The 15,389-nt window shown below is 72.5% G+C and carries 16 protein-coding genes; 8 read left to right on the forward strand and 8 right to left on the reverse strand.

The window, feature by feature from the left end; genetic code table 11:
* Positions 1-148: 148 nt before the first annotated feature.
* Positions 149-1,627 carry a hypothetical protein gene (locus ACFYQ5_RS18575; RefSeq protein ID WP_389198639.1) on the forward strand — a complete coding sequence of 493 codons (1,479 nt, stop codon included), beginning with the start codon at positions 149-151 and terminating at the stop codon, positions 1,625-1,627.
* A gap of 61 nt (positions 1,628-1,688) precedes the next feature.
* On the opposite strand, the gene ACFYQ5_RS18580 is transcribed toward ACFYQ5_RS18575, so the two are convergent.
* Positions 1,689-2,957, reverse strand: coding sequence for an ABC transporter substrate-binding protein (locus ACFYQ5_RS18580; protein WP_389198641.1), 1,269 nt, complete (start codon positions 2,955-2,957; stop codon positions 1,689-1,691).
* A gap of 174 nt (positions 2,958-3,131) precedes the next feature.
* On the opposite strand from ACFYQ5_RS18580, the gene ACFYQ5_RS18585 reads away from it, so the two are divergent.
* Both ACFYQ5_RS18585 and purU read left to right on the forward strand, forming a co-directional pair.
* Entirely contained in the window at positions 3,132-3,578 is a 447-nt protein-coding gene (locus tag ACFYQ5_RS18585; protein WP_389198752.1) for a hypothetical protein, read from the forward strand.
* A gap of 28 nt (positions 3,579-3,606) precedes the next feature.
* Positions 3,607-4,506 (forward strand): formyltetrahydrofolate deformylase, encoded by a 900-nt coding sequence (purU, locus tag ACFYQ5_RS18590; protein WP_389198643.1) that lies wholly within the window; start codon positions 3,607-3,609, stop codon positions 4,504-4,506.
* Between the two features lie 9 nt (positions 4,507-4,515).
* On the opposite strand, the gene ACFYQ5_RS18595 is transcribed toward purU, so the two are convergent.
* Together ACFYQ5_RS18595 and ACFYQ5_RS18600 are read right to left on the reverse strand one after the other, a co-directional pair.
* Entirely contained in the window at positions 4,516-5,781 is a 1,266-nt protein-coding gene (locus ACFYQ5_RS18595) for a maleylpyruvate isomerase N-terminal domain-containing protein (protein WP_389198645.1), read from the reverse strand.
* The gene (locus ACFYQ5_RS18600; protein WP_389198647.1) at positions 5,778-6,359 is read right to left on the reverse strand and encodes an RNA polymerase sigma factor; all 582 of its coding nucleotides are present in this window, start codon (positions 6,357-6,359) and stop codon (positions 5,778-5,780) included. The genes ACFYQ5_RS18595 and ACFYQ5_RS18600 overlap by 4 nt, the downstream gene beginning before the upstream one ends.
* 289 nt (positions 6,360-6,648) lie before the next feature.
* On the opposite strand from ACFYQ5_RS18600, the gene ACFYQ5_RS18605 reads away from it, so the two are divergent.
* The 3 genes from ACFYQ5_RS18605 to ACFYQ5_RS18615 all read left to right on the forward strand — a co-directional run bounded on the left by ACFYQ5_RS18605 (position 6,649) and on the right by ACFYQ5_RS18615 (position 8,834).
* Positions 6,649-7,023: an STAS domain-containing protein gene (locus ACFYQ5_RS18605; RefSeq protein WP_389198649.1), complete on the forward strand. Its 375-nt coding sequence runs from the start codon at positions 6,649-6,651 to the stop codon at positions 7,021-7,023.
* Positions 7,024-7,105: 82 nt separating this feature from the next.
* Entirely contained in the window at positions 7,106-7,639 is a 534-nt protein-coding gene (locus ACFYQ5_RS18610; protein WP_389198650.1) for an EF-hand domain-containing protein, read from the forward strand.
* A gap of 733 nt (positions 7,640-8,372) precedes the next feature.
* On the forward strand, positions 8,373-8,834 hold the full coding sequence (locus tag ACFYQ5_RS18615; RefSeq protein ID WP_389198652.1) for an ATP-binding protein: 462 nt from the start codon (positions 8,373-8,375) through the stop codon (positions 8,832-8,834).
* A 9-nt stretch (positions 8,835-8,843) separates the two neighbouring features.
* On the opposite strand, the gene ACFYQ5_RS18620 is transcribed toward ACFYQ5_RS18615, so the two are convergent.
* Positions 8,844-9,833, reverse strand: a complete 990-nt coding sequence (locus ACFYQ5_RS18620; protein WP_389198654.1) for a GlxA family transcriptional regulator — start codon at positions 9,831-9,833, stop codon at positions 8,844-8,846.
* 62 nt (positions 9,834-9,895) lie between these two features.
* Here ACFYQ5_RS18620 and ACFYQ5_RS18625 point away from each other — a divergent pair, with 62 nt between their 5' ends.
* A complete protein-coding gene (locus ACFYQ5_RS18625) occupies positions 9,896-10,321 on the forward strand; it encodes a DUF2809 domain-containing protein (protein ID WP_389198656.1) in 426 nt (141 codons plus the stop codon).
* A 64-nt stretch (positions 10,322-10,385) separates the two neighbouring features.
* Positions 10,386-11,690: an MFS transporter gene (locus tag ACFYQ5_RS18630; protein WP_389198658.1), complete on the forward strand. Its 1,305-nt coding sequence runs from the start codon at positions 10,386-10,388 to the stop codon at positions 11,688-11,690.
* 104 nt (positions 11,691-11,794) lie between these two features.
* Here the strand turns inward: ACFYQ5_RS18630 and ACFYQ5_RS18635 are convergent, their stop codons facing one another.
* The 4 genes from ACFYQ5_RS18635 to ACFYQ5_RS18650 form a co-directional block, all read right to left on the reverse strand.
* Positions 11,795-12,982 (reverse strand): flavin-containing monooxygenase, encoded by a 1,188-nt coding sequence (locus ACFYQ5_RS18635; protein WP_389198660.1) that lies wholly within the window; start codon positions 12,980-12,982, stop codon positions 11,795-11,797.
* Between the two features lie 92 nt (positions 12,983-13,074).
* Positions 13,075-13,665, reverse strand: a complete 591-nt coding sequence (locus ACFYQ5_RS18640) for a hypothetical protein (RefSeq protein WP_389198662.1) — start codon at positions 13,663-13,665, stop codon at positions 13,075-13,077.
* A 9-nt stretch (positions 13,666-13,674) separates the two neighbouring features.
* Positions 13,675-14,586, reverse strand: a complete 912-nt coding sequence (htpX, locus tag ACFYQ5_RS18645) for a zinc metalloprotease HtpX (RefSeq protein ID WP_389198664.1) — start codon at positions 14,584-14,586, stop codon at positions 13,675-13,677.
* Between the two features lie 105 nt (positions 14,587-14,691).
* Positions 14,692-15,357: a pyridoxal 5'-phosphate synthase gene (locus tag ACFYQ5_RS18650; protein WP_389198666.1), complete on the reverse strand. Its 666-nt coding sequence runs from the start codon at positions 15,355-15,357 to the stop codon at positions 14,692-14,694.
* Positions 15,358-15,389: the final 32 nt, after the last annotated feature.

The following is a 15,389-nucleotide window of genomic DNA, read 5'->3' on the forward strand; positions in this document are numbered from 1 at the left end:
GAACAGCGCCGTGGGCGCCTCAGGTGTTACCCGCTGTTCTCACCGGCTGTGTGAAGGGGTGGTGAGCGCGCTCGGGCGCTTGGCGCCGGGCTCCGGGCACCCGGTAGCGTGAGCCGACGATTCCATAGGTTCACACGTAGGAGTCCCGGTGACGACGCAGAGCGGACAGGGTGACGAGCCGCAGCTTCCCGCTGTACGGCCCGCACACGAGGGTGTCGTGCTGCCCGCGGAGGGCGGTGCCCCCTGGAACACGGGGGGACCGGCGGGCGGGCAGCCGGACCAGGCCGTCCCCGCGGGCGGACAGCCGTGGGGCCGGCCCTGGGGGCCGCAGGCCGCCCACCAGGACGGACCGCCACCGGGGCAGCTGCCACCGGAGCAGCCCCAGCAGGGTGCGTACCAGCAGCCGCAGCACGGGCCGTACCAGCCCGCGCAGCAGCAGTACGCGCCCCAGCAGGGTGGCCCGTACCAGCAGGACTCGTACCAGCAGTACCAGCAGTCGCAGACGTACGCCCAGCCCCTGCCGCCCGAGGCCGGTCCCGGGGGGCAGGGCGGGGACACGGACGCCACGCAGTACATCGCACCCGTCCCCGGCGGCCCTCTCCCCGGAGGGCTGCCGCCCGAGAACCCGGCGGAGTCCACCCAGTACCTGGGGCAGTCCGCCGCCCCCGCCCAGCCGTCCGACGCGGACGCGACCCAGTACATACCCCCCGTGCCCGGAGGTGCTCCGTACGGGATCCGGCCGGGAGCTCCGGGCGACCGGCAGCCGCCCGCGGAGTTCGACAGCCTCTTCCGCAGCGAGGCGCCCGCGGGCCCCACACAGCAGATGCCGCACTTCGACGGGCGTCAGCAGCAGCGGCCCCAGCAGCCGCGCCGGCCCCAGCAGCCGCACCAGGCCGCTCAGCAGCCGCCGCAGGGCGCCCAGCCCTACCAGTCGGGCCTGCAGGGCCTCCACGGCGGACAGGAGCCGGACCAGGACCACGGCGCGCCGCCGCCGCGCAAGCGGTCCGCGGCCGTCCCGCTGATCGCGGCCGTCGTCATCGGCTGCGCCGTCATCGGGCTCGGCGCGGGCGCGCTGATGAGCGGCGGGGACAAGACCTCGGACGACAAGCAGCCGGTGGCAGCGCAGAGTTCATCCGCGGGCGACACGGCCGGGCAGGAGCCGGAGGACCCCGCGAAGCCCCAGGCCGAGGCGCTCGACAAGCTGCTCGCCGACAGCAACGACAGCCGCTCGGCGGTGATCAGCGCCGTGGAGAAGATCAAGGGCTGCCGGGCGCTCGACCAGGCGGCCACCGACCTGACGGGCGCCGCGGAGCAGCGCCGTGGGCTGGTGACCCAGCTCGAGGCGCTGAGTGTCGACCAACTGCCCGGCAACGCCGAGCTGAAAGCCTCCCTGACCAAGGCCTGGCAGGCGTCGGCGGAGGCCGACGACCACTACGCCACGTGGGCCGGCCAGGCCAAGAACGACAAGAAGGTCTGCAAGGGCGGCAAGGCCCGCTCGACCGGAGCGACCGCCCGGGCCGAGGCGTCGAGCAGTGACGCCACCATCCAGAAGCGCGAGGCCTCGGGCCTGTGGAACGACATCGCGCGGAAGTACGAGCTGACCGAGCGCGCACCCACGCAGCTCTGACACGGCGGCTTCCCCGTGCGGTGTCCGCCCCGGACACCGCACCGAGGGGCCGGAGCGTGTCTCAGCCGCCCGCGCGGGTGTCCACGAGGGTCTGCGTGACGTCCACGAAGCCCTTCTTCTCGGCGGTGAGACGTCCGTCCCGGACTACCTGGAACGTCACCCGCCCATTGACGATGCGCCCGTAGGCGGCCGTGCCGACCATGTCCTGGAAGCGCCAGCGCAGGACCGGGGTGAGGCCGCCGGTGTCCACCTCGGTGCCGCGGTTGAGGCTGACGGAGATACCGCCCGCCGTGATGTCCGGCTGGTCCATCGCCTCGACGACCGCCTTGAGCGCGGTGTACGCGATCCAGGTCGTCTGTACGCCCGTGTCCGACGGATCGATCCGGTTGTCCCCGAAGGCGTACTTCCGGATCACCTCGCGCATCTCGTTCCAGCGGGCGTCGCCGGACTCCGGGTACCAGCCGGTGACGAGGGCCCCCTCGAAGGGGCTGTCCGGTCCGCCCGTGCGGTCGATGAGGCCCTGGCCGACGCTGCCGAGCACCGAGGAGATCCGCACCTCGCTGCCCTCGGGCTCGAGCCTGCGGAAGGAGTCGAAGAACGTCTCCGTGTCCTTGCCGAGCACCGCGGTCACACAGCCGTCGCTCGCGTGGTCGAGAGCCTTCGCCGCCTCGGCGTCGTACGAGGTGGCCTCCTCGGCCGTGCTGATGTCGTAGGACGCGGGGCGCTTGCTCCGGCCGAGGCTCGAGTCGAGGAGCCCGGGCATGGTGTCGCCGACCAGGGTGTCGGGCCGCACGAGCGACACCCGCTCGCAACTGGCCGCCAGCTGCTCGCCGTTACCCGCGACGAGCGCCGGCTGGCCGCCGTTGACCGGGTAGGAGAGATAGCTGGTGAATTCGTCGGCGGAGGCGCCGTAGCCGCCGATGTACGGGATCCCGGCCGCCTCCAGCGGAGCCAGGAACGCCCGGCCGTGCCGGCTGTACGCGCCGACGACCGCCGCGACGTCCTCGTCGGCCGCCCGCCGGGCGCACTTCGAGGCCCCGGCCGCGGTGTCCTGCTCGTTGCAGGTGAGCACCCGGAGTTCGTGGCCGTCGATCCCGCCCTTCTCGTTGATCCAGCGGGCGTAGGTCCTCGCCATGGCCGGCATGCCCGCCATGTTCACCGTGTCGGCCCGGACGGCGTCGGGGGCCCAGGTCATCACGGTGACGGGCTCCCCGGAGTCCCCCGGGAGTCCAGGGACGATCCCGCAGCCGGATATCAGCAGCGCCCCGGCCGCCACCGTCGTGAGGAGCTTGCAGGGGCGGGGGGTGGTGAGGCGTCGCCGTCCGGTCATGGCAACGAACTCTCGCGGTTCACGGGTAACGCCGCAGCGTGCTCCGGTCACGGCACGGTGACATCGAGGTGAATTACGGGGGGCCGCCCACGGACGCCGGGAGGGAACGTACGATCGGCAACCGTGCAGCAAGGTTCCGAGAACACTTCCCGTCGCGGCCGTCGCTCCTCCACCATGGGCGGCATGCCGCTCAACGACATGCCGTGGTGGCGCTGGCGCAGCAACGTGCGCTCGGCGCTGCACATGCTCTCCGACCCCGTCTTCCACCACGAGTGCTGGCTGGCCGGCCGGGAAGGGTACGGGGACGTCACCGACGCCGTGTACCGCCTGGTCGAGGACACCTGGCTGGACAACTGGTCCGCCGAGAAGTACGTGGGGACGATCTTCCGCGACTCCGCCGAGGCGGCCCTCGTGGACGTCGCCGCCCTGCGGGTGCTGCGCATCATGCACCAGATAGGTGCCGACGCCCCGGTTTCCGCCTATCTGGAGCACCCGGGCTGGCAGGAGGCGGTCGTGGCCGCCCGCGAGGCCCATGTGATGCTCGCCACCAATGACGCGGAGGACCCCGACACCCCGCCCAAGTCCTTGGACGTGCTCCGCATCATGACCGGATCGGCGTGACCGGCGGGCGGTGTGGCACTCTACGTGGATGACCGCGCCGCAGCCCGCCGAACCCGTACCCGCTGCCTCGGACACCGCCGCCGAGCAGTACGTCCTCACGCTCTCCTGCCCTGACAAGCAGGGCATCGTGCACGCCGTGTCGAGCTATCTCTTCATGACCGGCTGCAACATCGAGGACAGCCAGCAGTTCGGCGACCGCGACACCGGTCTCTTCTTCATGCGCGTCCACTTCTCCGCGGACGCCACGGTCACCGTGGACAGGCTGCGGGCCGGCTTCGCCGCGATCGGGGACTCGTTCCGGATGGAGTGGCAGATCCACCGGGCGAGCGACCGGATGCGGATCGTGCTGATGGTCAGCAAGTTCGGGCACTGCCTCAACGACCTGCTGTTCCGCTCCCGCACCGGCGCCCTGCCCGTCGAGATCGTGGCGGTCGTCTCCAACCACACGGACTTCGCCGAGCTCGTCGCCTCGTACGGCGTCCCCTTCCGGCACATCCCCGTGAACAGGGAGAACAAGGCGGAGGCCGAGGCGCAGCTGCTGGAGCTGGTCCGTGGGGAGAACGTCGAACTCGTCGTCCTGGCGCGCTACATGCAGGTGCTCTCGGACGATCTCTGCAAGCAGCTGAGCGGCCGGATCATCAACATCCACCACTCCTTCCTGCCGAGTTTCAAGGGCGCGAAGCCCTACCACCAGGCCCATGCGCGCGGTGTGAAGCTGATCGGCGCGACGGCGCACTACGTGACCGCCGACCTCGACGAGGGGCCGATCATCGAGCAGGAGGTCGAGCGCGTCGGGCACGGCGTCACGCCGGACCAGCTCGTCGCCATCGGACGCGACGTGGAGTGCCAGGCGCTGGCCCGCGCGGTCAAGTGGCACGCGGAGCAGCGCATCCTGCTCAACGGCCGCCGTACGGTCGTCTTCGCCTGAGGGCCGTGATCACAGCCGGCTGAGGGAGGCCGCGGCGAACAGGACGTCGCGGATCGCCTCACGGTCGCCCTGCTGGCCGGCCGCGGCTTCGACCGGCGGCACATGGCCGGCGACCAGCCTGCAGAACTCCACCCCGTCGAGCGCCACCTGCGCGACCGTGTGGGCGGGGGAGCCGAGGGCGGCCGGTGAGTCGAGCGCGATGTACCAGTCGCCGCCACCGCGCCCCTCGACCTCCAGATGGAGGGAGCGGCCCGGCGACCCGGCGGTGACCAGGTGACGGGCCGGTGCGGCCAGCCCCGCGCGGCGGCGTCCGGCGAGGGTGGCGGGCAGCAGCCTGGCCGCCAGGTCGATCATCCGGTGGAGATGGGCGGCGGCGGGCGGCTCGTAGGGGTAGTCCACCGCGTCCGCGATGTCGCCGCCGTGCATCCAGCACTCGAAGGCCCGCTCCAGGAGCGAGTCCTGCAGCGGAAGGGCGAAGTGCCCGTACGGGACGGAGCGCTCCGCGATGGCGCGGCCGGCGAACGACACCGTACGGATGAGGGAATGGCTCTGGTCACGCCAGGGCTCCCGTACGGCCCGGGTGAGCGGCCGGGCAGGGCCCGACCAGCACGTCTCGGTGCGTCCGGCCGGCGTCGGAGGAGGGTCACCCTTGCCGAGCGGGTCGTCCAGATCGAGCGCCCTGGACACCAGACCGTCGACGGCCATCAGATGGCCGATGACCCCGGCGACCGTGGTCCTGCGGTTCACCTGCCGGTCGGACTCGAACCACTTCAGCCGTACCGGCGCGTGCCACTCCGCATCGCCGATGTCCCGCAGCAGCGCGTCGAGCCGTGCGGTCTCCGCGTCGTACGGAGCGGCCCAGGCCGGGACGGGGATGTGCGCCGGGCGGCGGCCGAGACAGCCCTCCAGGACCCGGGACCGGAGCATCGGGTCCAGGTCCAGGGTGCCGTCGGTGTGCAGCAGCCCCACGGCGTCGCGCAGTCGTCGCCCTTCTTCGGCGCAGGGTACGCACGAGGTGAGGTGCTCCTCGACGGCGTCCGTCTCCTCGGCGGAGCAGGCGGCCAGGGCCCAGGCGCCGAGCAGGGACTTCAGCACCTTGTGGGGGAGCGGCGGCTCCGGCGGTCCGGGCGGCTCGGGCGGTTCCGGTGGCTCCGCGCCCCGGGACCGTACGGGAGGCAGCTTCTCCCGGTCGTCCGCGGGCGCCCGGGGGCCCGGTATGCGCCGCTCGACCGGCTGCTCCCCGTCACGGCCGTCGCCGTCGTGGCCCCCGTTCATGGTGTCGGCCCGTATCCGGGAGGCGCCGAGTCCGCCGACGGCAGGGTGTTCGCGGTGGCGAGCAGCTGGAGGCCGAGCCGCAGCCGGCGCCTGGCCTCGTCCCCGGTGACGCCGAGGTCGGCGGCGGCCTGCCGGTAGTCCCGGCGCTGCACGTACGCGAGCTCCAGGGCGGCGCGCAGCGGCGCGGGCATGGAGGCGACGATGTAGTCGGCGCGGGCCGCGGCGGTTGCCTTGAGCACCCTGTGGTCCAGCTCCTCGGCCCGCGCGTCGGCGTCGGGCCCCTCGGTCCCGCCGTGGGTCCCGCGGAGCCGCTGCACGGACCGGCGGTGGGTGAGCCGCGCCACCCAGGAGCGCATGGAGCCGTGCCTGGGGTCGTACGCGTCGGGGTTCTCCCAGACGTCGCCGAAGACCTCGCGCGTCACCTGGTCCGCGGCGTCCTCGTCGTCGAGCATGCGATGGGCCTGGCTGTGCACGAGGGCGGCGAACCGGTCGAAGAGTTCGCCGAGCGCCGCCGCCTCGCCGCGTGCCAGCCGCTGCTGCATCCGGCGGTCCCAGCGCGGTGGTGCGTCCTTCGCCATCCAGCCCCCAGCCCTGTGCCTCTCGTCACCCCGAATGTAGTCGGACGCATAGTTCGAGCACGAACCTTTGCGGCAAGTACGTCCCCCGAGTGGCGCCGGATGATAGAAGGTGCTTCACCCCTTGCCCTCCCTGATCACATCAACGATCCTGAAGTGATCATTTCTGGATCGATCCTGTGCCAGGCCGGTGAGCGGAAAGGCGTTTCGCGGGCGGGGACGCGGGAAGCCGCGAGGAGGAACGGAAACTTCCGGATCCTCCGGAGACCCCCGGAACGAGAGGCCGAGTCGCGTGACGCTGAAGGTGTACGAGACCGAGCAGGACGCGTGGACCGTGCTGCGGATCCACGGCGAGCTCGACCTCGTGAGTTCACCCGTCGTGCGCCAGTCCGTCCACGGGGCGGTGGCCGCGGGACAGCACGACGTCGTCCTCGACCTCTCCGGCGTCCTCTTCTGCGACTCCAGCGGCGTCGGCGTCCTGATCGCCTCCCGCCGTCTCATGAAGTCCTGCGGGGGCCGGCTGCGGCTGATCCTCCCGGCCCGCGGCGCGGTCGACGGCTCGCATGTCAACAAGGTGCTCGGCGCCCTGGGTGTACGTCGTCTGTTCGAGGTCTACCCCGACACGGACGCCGCCACCGACGGCACGTCCAGGCCGCTCACCGCCTGACCCGCCGGATCGACGCGAAGTTGTCACACCGCGGAAGACCCGTAGTGACACGTGACGCCGCCAGGCGTCGTACGCTCCCCGCATGGACAGCGCAGAGTACGAGCGCAAGATCGCCCACCGCTTCGCCGCCTTCGACCAGGACGGCAACGGCTACATCGATCGCGCCGATTTCAACGCCGCCGCGGCCCGTCTGCTCTCCGAGTTCGGTACGACGGCCCGCTGCGACCGGGGCCAGTCGCTCTACACGGGTGCCGAGGCCTTCTGGCAGGGCATGGCGGGCATCGCCGACGTGGACGGGGACCAGCGCGTCACCCGGGAGGAGTTCGTCGGCGGGGCCGTGAAGAGGCTGCGTGACAACCCCGAACGATTCGCGGAGATCGCACGCCCCTTCCTGCGCGCGGCGATCGCCGTCGCCGCCGACACGGCCCCCGCCGCCGCACCCGCCTCGGCCCCGGTCGCCGCGGTGGAGCGGGCCCTGCGGGTGCTGGGCGCCCCGGGCGACATCGCGAGCGTCGCGGCCCGGAGCCTGGACACCGACCAGGACGGCCGGATCGCCGAGGCGGAGGCGGTCGCCGCCTTCGCCGCGTACTTCACCGTGATCGAGCCCGACGCCTAGGGCGTGTTTCGGAAGTCCCGCCTGTCCGGCGACGTCTGGCACGCACGCTCGCCGCGTTGTCGGGATCACCCCGATACACCAGTATCGGGGCGACCCTCCGCCTTGCGATCGCACGCACCAGACGCCGCCGGCCCCGCCCTCCGGGCGGACGGCGCTACTTCCGAAACACGCCCTAGCCCACCGGCACTCGTCAACACGCCCAACGACGTGAGAAGTTCACGCCCGCCCACGGCCCGGTCCCAGCGGTTCCCGGGCCGGGCCGCGGTGCCGGTCCCGGGGTGGTCGTGGCTGACCGGGGGGCGTGCGGAGCGTACGTCGCGGGTCACTCAACGCATCCGAAGTACGGGTGCGCCCCCGGAACGGTCCGTCACCGGCCGGAGTCAGAGGCCCGTGCTCGGGTACGCTCCGTTGGATGCGAGTGGTACTGGAACCGGAGGATCCGGGTTCGGCCCCTGTGGCCGCCCCGGGCGGCCCACGGTGCCCCGCTCGCGGCCCACGGAGCTGCGACGGGCCTGACGGGGAAGCGGTCCCCGAGGCGTCGGCGCGCTCCTGTTCGACTCTCCGCAGCGCGCGTCGCACAGTATGGACCACGCGTACTCCTTCGCGCTGGAATATGCCCGAAGCGCTTGTTGCGGTGACTGTACGTCAACCATGCTGTCTCGCAGAGGCGTCACGTTCCGTGACCCTGAGGAGGCGCTAGGCGATGTGTCCGCCGGTTCGGATGGTGTGAGCGGTGCAGGTGCTTCAGGTGCAGATGGAGGTCGGGCCGGATCCCGCGGAGGTGGGGAGGGCTCGCAGATGGGCGCGGTCGCGGCTGGCCGGGTCCGGGCTGGGGGATGACGAGCCGCTCGCCGAGACGCTCATCCTGCTGATCTCGGAGCTCGTCACCAACGCGGTGGTCCACACCGGCTGCCCGGCCGTGCTGCGCATGCTGTTCGGCACGGCGGATCCGACCGGTTCGGCGGGGACGGTGCGGGTCGAGGTGGCCGACACCAGCTGCCGTCCGCCCCGGCCGCGCCACGCGAAAGGCGAGGACACGGGCGGCCGTGGCCTGGAGCTGGTGGACGGCCTGGCGGACCGCTGGGGCTGGCAGCCGGAGGGCGCCGGAAAGCGGATCTGGTGCGAGGTCGACCGTGGCGGCCCGGTGATGATCCCGGTGGTCCAGGAGCAGCCCGGCGACCGGGCCCGTCTCTGAGGGTGCGGCTCAGCGCCCCGCGACCGTCGAGCGGAACGTCCGCCGGTATCCCGTGGGTGAGACCCCGAGCGCGGCCTGCACGTGCTGCCGCAGGGAAGTGGCCGTACCGAAACCCGCGTCCCGTGCCACCTGGTCGATCGACAGATCGGTGGACTCCAGCAGGTGCCGCGCCCGCTCCACCCTCTGCCGGGTGAGCCACTGCCCGGGGCTGATGCCGACCTCCTCCCGGAAGCGGCGGGTGAAGGTGCGCACGCTCATCGACTCCTGCCCCGCCATGTCGCGCAGCAGGATCGGCTGTTCCAGCCGTCCGAGCGCCCAGGTCCGTGCGGCCGTCGTCGTGGCGAGCCCGGCCTCGGGCAGCGGGCGCCGGATGAACTGCGACTGACCGCCGTCGCGGTGCGGGGGCACGACGGTGCGGCGGGCGACGTCGTTGGCGACGGCGGTGCCGTGGTCGCGGCGCACGATGTGCAGGCAGAGGTCGATCCCGGCGGCCACACCGGCCGAGGTCAGCACGTCCCCGTCGTCGACGAACAGGACGTCCGGATCGACCCGGACCTTCGGGTGGAGCCGCTGGAAGTGGTCGGCCGAGGACCAGTGGGTGGTGGCGGGGCGTCCGTCGAGATATCCGGCCGCGGCGAGGACGTAGCCGCCCGTGCAGATCGAGACCATACGGGTCCCCGGCCTGATGTACGCGAGCGCGGCGGCCAGTTCGTCGGTGAGCCGGCCCTCCTCGTACACCGGGCCGAGTTCGTACGAGGCCGGGACGACGAGGGTGTCGCCGGTGGCGAGGGCCTCGGGGCCGTGCTCGACCAGGATGCTGAAGTCGGCGTCGGTGCGGACCGGGCCCGGCGGGCGCACGGAGCAGGTCACGACGTCGTACAGCTTCTCGCCCGTGGCGGGGGCCTCCAGGCTCCGCGCGCGTCCGAAGATCCTTTGGGGGATGCCCAGTTCGAAGGGGATCACCCCGTCGAGCGCGAGAACGACGACACGGTGCGGCATCTGAGCTCCTGCTCTCCCACGGATTGGGTGGGACCGGCTACAGCCTGATAAACGTACCGGCCATGGAGGAAAAGCAGACCGCCCGTGTGTCCGTCCCCCGCACCGCCGCCGTCCGCGCGACGGCCCTGGCAGCGGCAATCGTGACCGTGGCGGCGGGTCTCGGCGTCCGCGCGGCGGCGGGCGGGGACGTGGCGAAGTACGCGGGCGACGCCCTCTACACCGTGCTGATCCACGCCCTGGTGGTCGTCCTGGTGCCCCGGGTGCGGCCGCTGACGGCCGCGGGCGCCGCACTGGCCTTCAGCTGGGCGGTGGAACTGGCCCAGCTCACGGGCGTACCGGCCGATCTGGCGCGGCAGAGCACGGTGGCGCGGCTGGTGCTCGGCTCGACGTTCAACGCCCCGGACCTGCTCTGGTACGGGGTGGGGGCGGCGCTGGCCTGGGCCGTCCACAGCGGCCTGCGGGCCGGGCGCTCCCCCGCGCGTCCCTGACCGTGGCCCGATCCCTGCGAAGGGTGTCCGTCCAGCCACTCGTCCGGGGGCGGCTGCCGACCGGATGCTGAGCGGCGTGACCCGGACAATTGACAGCGCGACGACCGAGCGCGCCTCCCGCCGCCGTTTCCCGCCACGGGTGCACCGTGCGTGGATCGTCGCCGGCGTCGCCTTCGTGACGATCATCGGCGGCGCCGCCTTCAACTCCCTGCCGGGTCTGCTCATCGACCCGCTCAACCGGGAGTTCGGCTGGTCACGCGGCGAGATCGGTCTCGCCGTCTCCCTCGACATGGCGCTGTACGGGCTGACCGCGCCGTTCGCCGCGGCGATGATGGACCGCTTCGGCATGCGCAGGGTCGTGGTCGTCGCACTCGGCGCGGTCGCGGCCGGGGCACTGGCGAGCGTCTGGATGACGGAGTCCTGGCAGCTGATGCTCTACTGGGGCCTCCTCGTCGGCCTGGGCACCGGCTCGATCGCGATGGCCTTCTCGGCGACCGTCACCCACCGCTGGTTCGTGGCCCGCCGCGGCCTGGTGACCGGCGTCCTGACGGCGGCCGGCGCCTCCGGCCAGCTGATCTTCCTTCCGCTGTGCGCCTGGATCGTCGTCGACCACGGATGGCGCCCGGCCTCGGTGACGGTCGCGCTGGCGGCGCTCGTCGTCGTCCCGTTCGTCTGGTTCCTGATGCGCGACCACCCGGCCGACGTGGGCCTCGCCCCGTACGGCGGCACGTACGTGGAGAAGCCGGCGCCCGTCAGGGGCGCCGCTACCCGCGCCGTGCGCGTCCTGCTCACCTCGGCCCGCACGGGACCGTTCTGGCTGCTGGCGGGCTCGTTCGCGATCTGCGGCGCTTCCACCAACGGCCTGATCCGCACGTACTTCGTCCCCTCGGCCCACGACCACGGCATGGGGATCCCCGCGGCGGCCTCGCTGCTGGCCGTCATCGGCGTCTTCGACGTCATCGGCACGATCTTCAGCGGCTGGCTCACGGACCGCTTCGACGCGCGCAGGCTGCTGGCGGTCTACTACGCGCTGCGCGGTGTCTCGCTGCTGTTCCTGCCGGTGCTGATGGCCCCGACGGTGCATCCGCCGATGGTCTTCTTCATCGTCTTCTACGGACTGGACTGGGTCGCCACGGTCCCGCCGACCCTGGCCCTGTGCCGGGAGCAGTACGGCGAGGACAGCGCGATCGTCTTCGGCTGGGTCCTGGCGTCGCACCAGCTGGGGGCGGCCCTGGTGGCCTTCCTCGGCGGGGTGGTCCGGGACGTGACCGGCTCGTACGACCTGGTCTGGTACGGCGCGGGGGCCCTGTGCGCGATGGCGGCCCTGATGGCCCTGGTGATCCGCCGCAAGGGGGTCGTCACCCCGTGACCCCCGGCCGGGCGGGTCGGACGGGGGTGCGGTGCGGTGCGCGAGGGGCGGACGCGGTACAGGCTCTGGTGCGTCAGGAGGCGTTGTGAGGCCGGAAGCGCCCGTCACCCCGTCTCGGGCAGCTTCCTGGCTATCCTGCGCGCGTCCAGGGCCATTTCGCGGAGCATGCCGCTGATCGGGTTGGTGAAGCCGGTGAAGTAGAGGCCCGGTGCCCCGTCCGGGGTGCGGGCGCCGTGCACCACGGGACGGCCCCTCGGGTCCAGTACGCCGAGGTGGCCGACCAGGCCCTCCAGGGCGCGTTCGTAGCCGGTCGCCGCGATCACGGCGTCCGGGGTGAGCCGGGTTCCGTCGGCCAGCACCACGGCGTCCCCGTCGAACGAGTCGACCGCCGCCACGGGCACCACCCGGCCGCTCTTCACCGCATTGATCAGCCCGACGTCCTGGACGGGGATCGCGCCTTCCCTGACCCGGGAGTACAGGCCCGTGTCCGGGCGCGGCAGGCCCTGTTCCGCCAAGTCCGGTACGGAGACGCGGCACATCAGGCGCCCTGCCCGGTCGACGAGCCGGACCGGCAGCCTGCGGACCAGCACGGCGGTCGCCTGGGCGGGCCAGCCGGCCGTGGAGCGGCGCACGATGTGCGGGGTCGTGCGGACCGCGATCCGCACCCCGGACGCACCGCCCTCGACCAGGTCCACGGCGATCTCCGCCCCGGTGTTGCCTATCCCGACGACGAGGACGTCCTTGCCCGCGTACGGGGCCGGGTCGCGGTACTCCGCGGCGTGCACCAGTTCGCCGGTGAAGCCCTCACGGCCGGGCCACGGAGGGATCCGAGGGGTGTGGTTGAAGCCGGTGGCCACCACCACCGCCCGCCCGGTGAGCACCCGTCCGCCGGTCGCGCTCAGCTGCCAGCCGGTGCCGTCGGCGAGCCGGTCGATCCGGGACACCTCGACGCCCGTCACCACTTCCAGCTCGTGGTGCTCGGCGTACTTCTCCAGGTAGCGCACCATGTCGTCGCGCGACACCCAGCGCCCGAACCGGCGGGGCATGGCCAGCCCCGGCAGCGCGGACCAGCGGCGGATCGTGTGCAGGTGCAGCCGGTCGTAGTGGCGGCGCCAGGAGGATCCGACGCGGTCGGACTTCTCCAGCACCACCGCCCGTACGCCCTGTTCCCGCAGTGCCGCGGCGGCGGCGAGGCCGCCCGGCCCGCCGCCGATCACATAGACCGGCCGGCCGTCGGTGCGGTCGATGGAGGCGGGCAGGGCGCCACCGGAGGTGGGGGTGGATGCGGGCATGCTTCGGAGCGTAATAGGACATGAGCATGATGGGTTCCGGTCCGGGTGGGAATCGGTTGCGAAATGATCACGGACCCCTGCGCCGGAGCCGTTCAGAGGCCGGGCGCGCCCCACACCGGGAACCAGCGGGCGAGGTCGGCCTCCACCCGCAGGTCGTCGCCGAGCACCGCCCGCACCTGGAGCTCCACCTGGTTGTCGCGCTTCTCCCCGCCGCCCGGAGCCGGGGCGAACGGATAGAACGTGCCCCGTTTGTAGAGGTAGACCAGGGCCAGTGAACGCCCCTCCGGATTCCGGAATCCGGTCATCGAGCAGAGCAGGTGCGGGCCGAAGCCGCCGTCCTGGAGGAGGGTGTTGACCGCGTGCAGGTCGTTGACCAGGGCGGTCAGGCCATCGGCGCCGGGCTCCTGACGGGCGAGCAGCCAGGTGTAGCCGTAGCCGTCCCGGCTGAACTCGACCGGGATCCCGCCCCGTCCCGTGTCCGCGTCGAGCAGTTCCCGGACGTCCTGCTGGATCCGGGCGAACGTGCCGCCCTCCACCCCCGCGAAGCACACCGAACCGAGCCCCGTCGGCGTGAATCCGGTGCCCGCCTGGAGGGTGAGCGCGGCGGACGGCACGGCGAAGAGCTGGTCGAGGTCGGGGCGTACCGGTCTGCGACGCCCCAGGATGCTGTCGAGCAGGCCCACAGGGGCTCCTTACGGGTGGGACAGGCCGGCGGAGATGCGGGCCAGCTGGTCCAGACGCTGTTCGAGGGTCGGGTGGGAGGAGAGCAGCCGGCCCAGGCTCTCCTTCGAGGCGAAGGCGGGCACGAAGTAGAAGGCGTTGTACGGCTCCGCCTTCCGCAGGTCCTCCGTCGGGATCCTGGCCATCTGTCCGCTCACCTTGGTGAGGGCGGAGGCCAGCGCCGACGGCCGGCCGGTGAGCAGGGCGGCCGTGCGGTCGGCGGAGAGTTCCCGGTAGCGGGAGAGCAGCCGGGTCAGCAGGAAGCTCAGGGCGTACACCACCGCGCTGATCAGCGGGATGAGCATGATGATGATGCCCGCCGGATCGTTGCCCCGGCTGTTGCGGGCGAAGCCGCCCCACAGGGCGACCCGGGTGACGATGCCGGCGAGGACCCCGAGGAACGACGCGATCGTCATCACGGCCACGTCGCGGTGCGCGACGTGCGACATCTCGTGCGCCAGGACGCCTTCGAGCTCTTCGGGCTCCAGTCTGCGCAGCAGTCCGGTCGTGGCGCAGACCAGGGCGGACTTCTCGCTGCGGCCGGTCGCGAAGGCGTTCGGCACGTCGCTGCGCGCGACGGCCACCCGGGGCTTGGGCATGTCGGCGAGGGCGCAGATCCGGTCGATCGCGCCGTGCAGCTCCGGCGCCTCCTGCGGGGTGACCTCCCGGGCTCCCATGCCGTACGCCGCGATGCGGTCGCTGAACCAGAACTGGGCGATGAACAGACCGCCCGTGATGATCAGGACGACGGGCCAGGAGCCGCGCAGGGCAGCCAGCAGTACGCCCACGAGGACCACGTACAGGAGCCCGATGAAGAACATCGTGCCCACCATGCGGGCGGTCAGGCCACGGTCCGGGGCGTAGCGGGAACCGGTTCGTGCCATGGGTGCCTCCAGCGGCTCACCTGACTCCCATAGTGCACCTTTCCCTGGTGAACCGGATGAACCAGGTGAACCAGGTGAACAGGATGAACCGGAGAAACGGGAGGTTCAGGGCCAGAGGAGTTCGCGGGTCCAGCCCGCACCGTCCCGGCGGTAGCGCAGCCGTACGTGCCGGCGGCGGTCGTCGCCCTGGAAGAACTCCACCTCCTGCGGCTCGACCACATACCGCGTCCAGGTCCCCGCCTCGGCGTCCGGCTCCGCCACGGCCCGCTCCCAGGCCGCCTCGGAGGCCCGTGCGAGGTCCTCTCCGGACGGCAGCACCTCGCTCTGCGACCCGGTCAGCGCGGCGGCCAGCGCGCCGGTGGACCTGGCCCGCAGATCGGCGCGGCTCTCCTCGCGGCTCGCGGGGGCGGCCGTGCCCCGTACGCGCACCTGGCGGCCCTGGGAGGGCCAGTAGAAGCCGAGCGCCGCGTACGGGCGGGCGGCGAGCTGGCGGCCCTTCGCGCTGGTGGTGTGCGTGGCGAAGTGCCAGCCGCGCTCGTCCGCGTCGTGCAGCATCAGCGTGCGCACATCGGGCCGGCCCTCCGCGTCCGCCGTCGCCAGGGTCATGGTGTGCGGCTCGGTCTGCCCGGCCGCCACCGCCTCGGCGAACCAGGTGCGGAAGAGCGGGAGGGGGGCGTCCGGCGCGGCGGACGGGTCGAAACGGGGGAGGGGTACGTCCCAGACGCGCTGCGCGTGGAGCAGTTCGCGGAAGTCCTTCTGTGCATCGCTCATGGGTCCATTCCACCGCGTCCCGCCCCGGTCCG

It is taken from the genome of Streptomyces sp. NPDC005794 (assembly GCF_042871445.1).
GTDB lineage: Bacteria > Actinomycetota > Actinomycetes > Streptomycetales > Streptomycetaceae > Streptomyces.

Bases quoted from the DNA above. Each gene is read 5' to 3' on its own strand.
- ACFYQ5_RS18650 (WP_389198666.1), bottom strand. From the start codon at position 15,357: ATGAGCGATGCACAGAAGGACTTCCGCGAACTGCTCCACGCGCAGCGC.
- ACFYQ5_RS18610 (WP_389198650.1), top strand. From the start codon at position 7,106: ATGGACAGCGCAGAGTACGAGCGCAAGATCGCCCACCGCTTCGCCGCC.
- purU (WP_389198643.1), top strand. From the start codon at position 3,607: ATGACCGCGCCGCAGCCCGCCGAACCCGTACCCGCTGCCTCGGACACC.
- ACFYQ5_RS18580 (WP_389198641.1), bottom strand. From the start codon at position 2,957: ATGACCGGACGGCGACGCCTCACCACCCCCCGCCCCTGCAAGCTCCTC.
- ACFYQ5_RS18620 (WP_389198654.1), bottom strand. From the start codon at position 9,833: ATGCCGCACCGTGTCGTCGTTCTCGCGCTCGACGGGGTGATCCCCTTC.
- ACFYQ5_RS18600 (WP_389198647.1), bottom strand. From the start codon at position 6,359: ATGGCGAAGGACGCACCACCGCGCTGGGACCGCCGGATGCAGCAGCGG.
- ACFYQ5_RS18585 (WP_389198752.1), top strand. From the start codon at position 3,132: ATGGGCGGCATGCCGCTCAACGACATGCCGTGGTGGCGCTGGCGCAGC.
- ACFYQ5_RS18630 (WP_389198658.1), top strand. From the start codon at position 10,386: ATGCTGAGCGGCGTGACCCGGACAATTGACAGCGCGACGACCGAGCGC.
- htpX (WP_389198664.1), bottom strand. From the start codon at position 14,586: ATGGCACGAACCGGTTCCCGCTACGCCCCGGACCGTGGCCTGACCGCC.
- ACFYQ5_RS18635 (WP_389198660.1), bottom strand. From the start codon at position 12,982: ATGCCCGCATCCACCCCCACCTCCGGTGGCGCCCTGCCCGCCTCCATC.
- ACFYQ5_RS18595 (WP_389198645.1), bottom strand. From the start codon at position 5,781: ATGAACGGGGGCCACGACGGCGACGGCCGTGACGGGGAGCAGCCGGTC.
- ACFYQ5_RS18625 (WP_389198656.1), top strand. From the start codon at position 9,896: ATGGAGGAAAAGCAGACCGCCCGTGTGTCCGTCCCCCGCACCGCCGCC.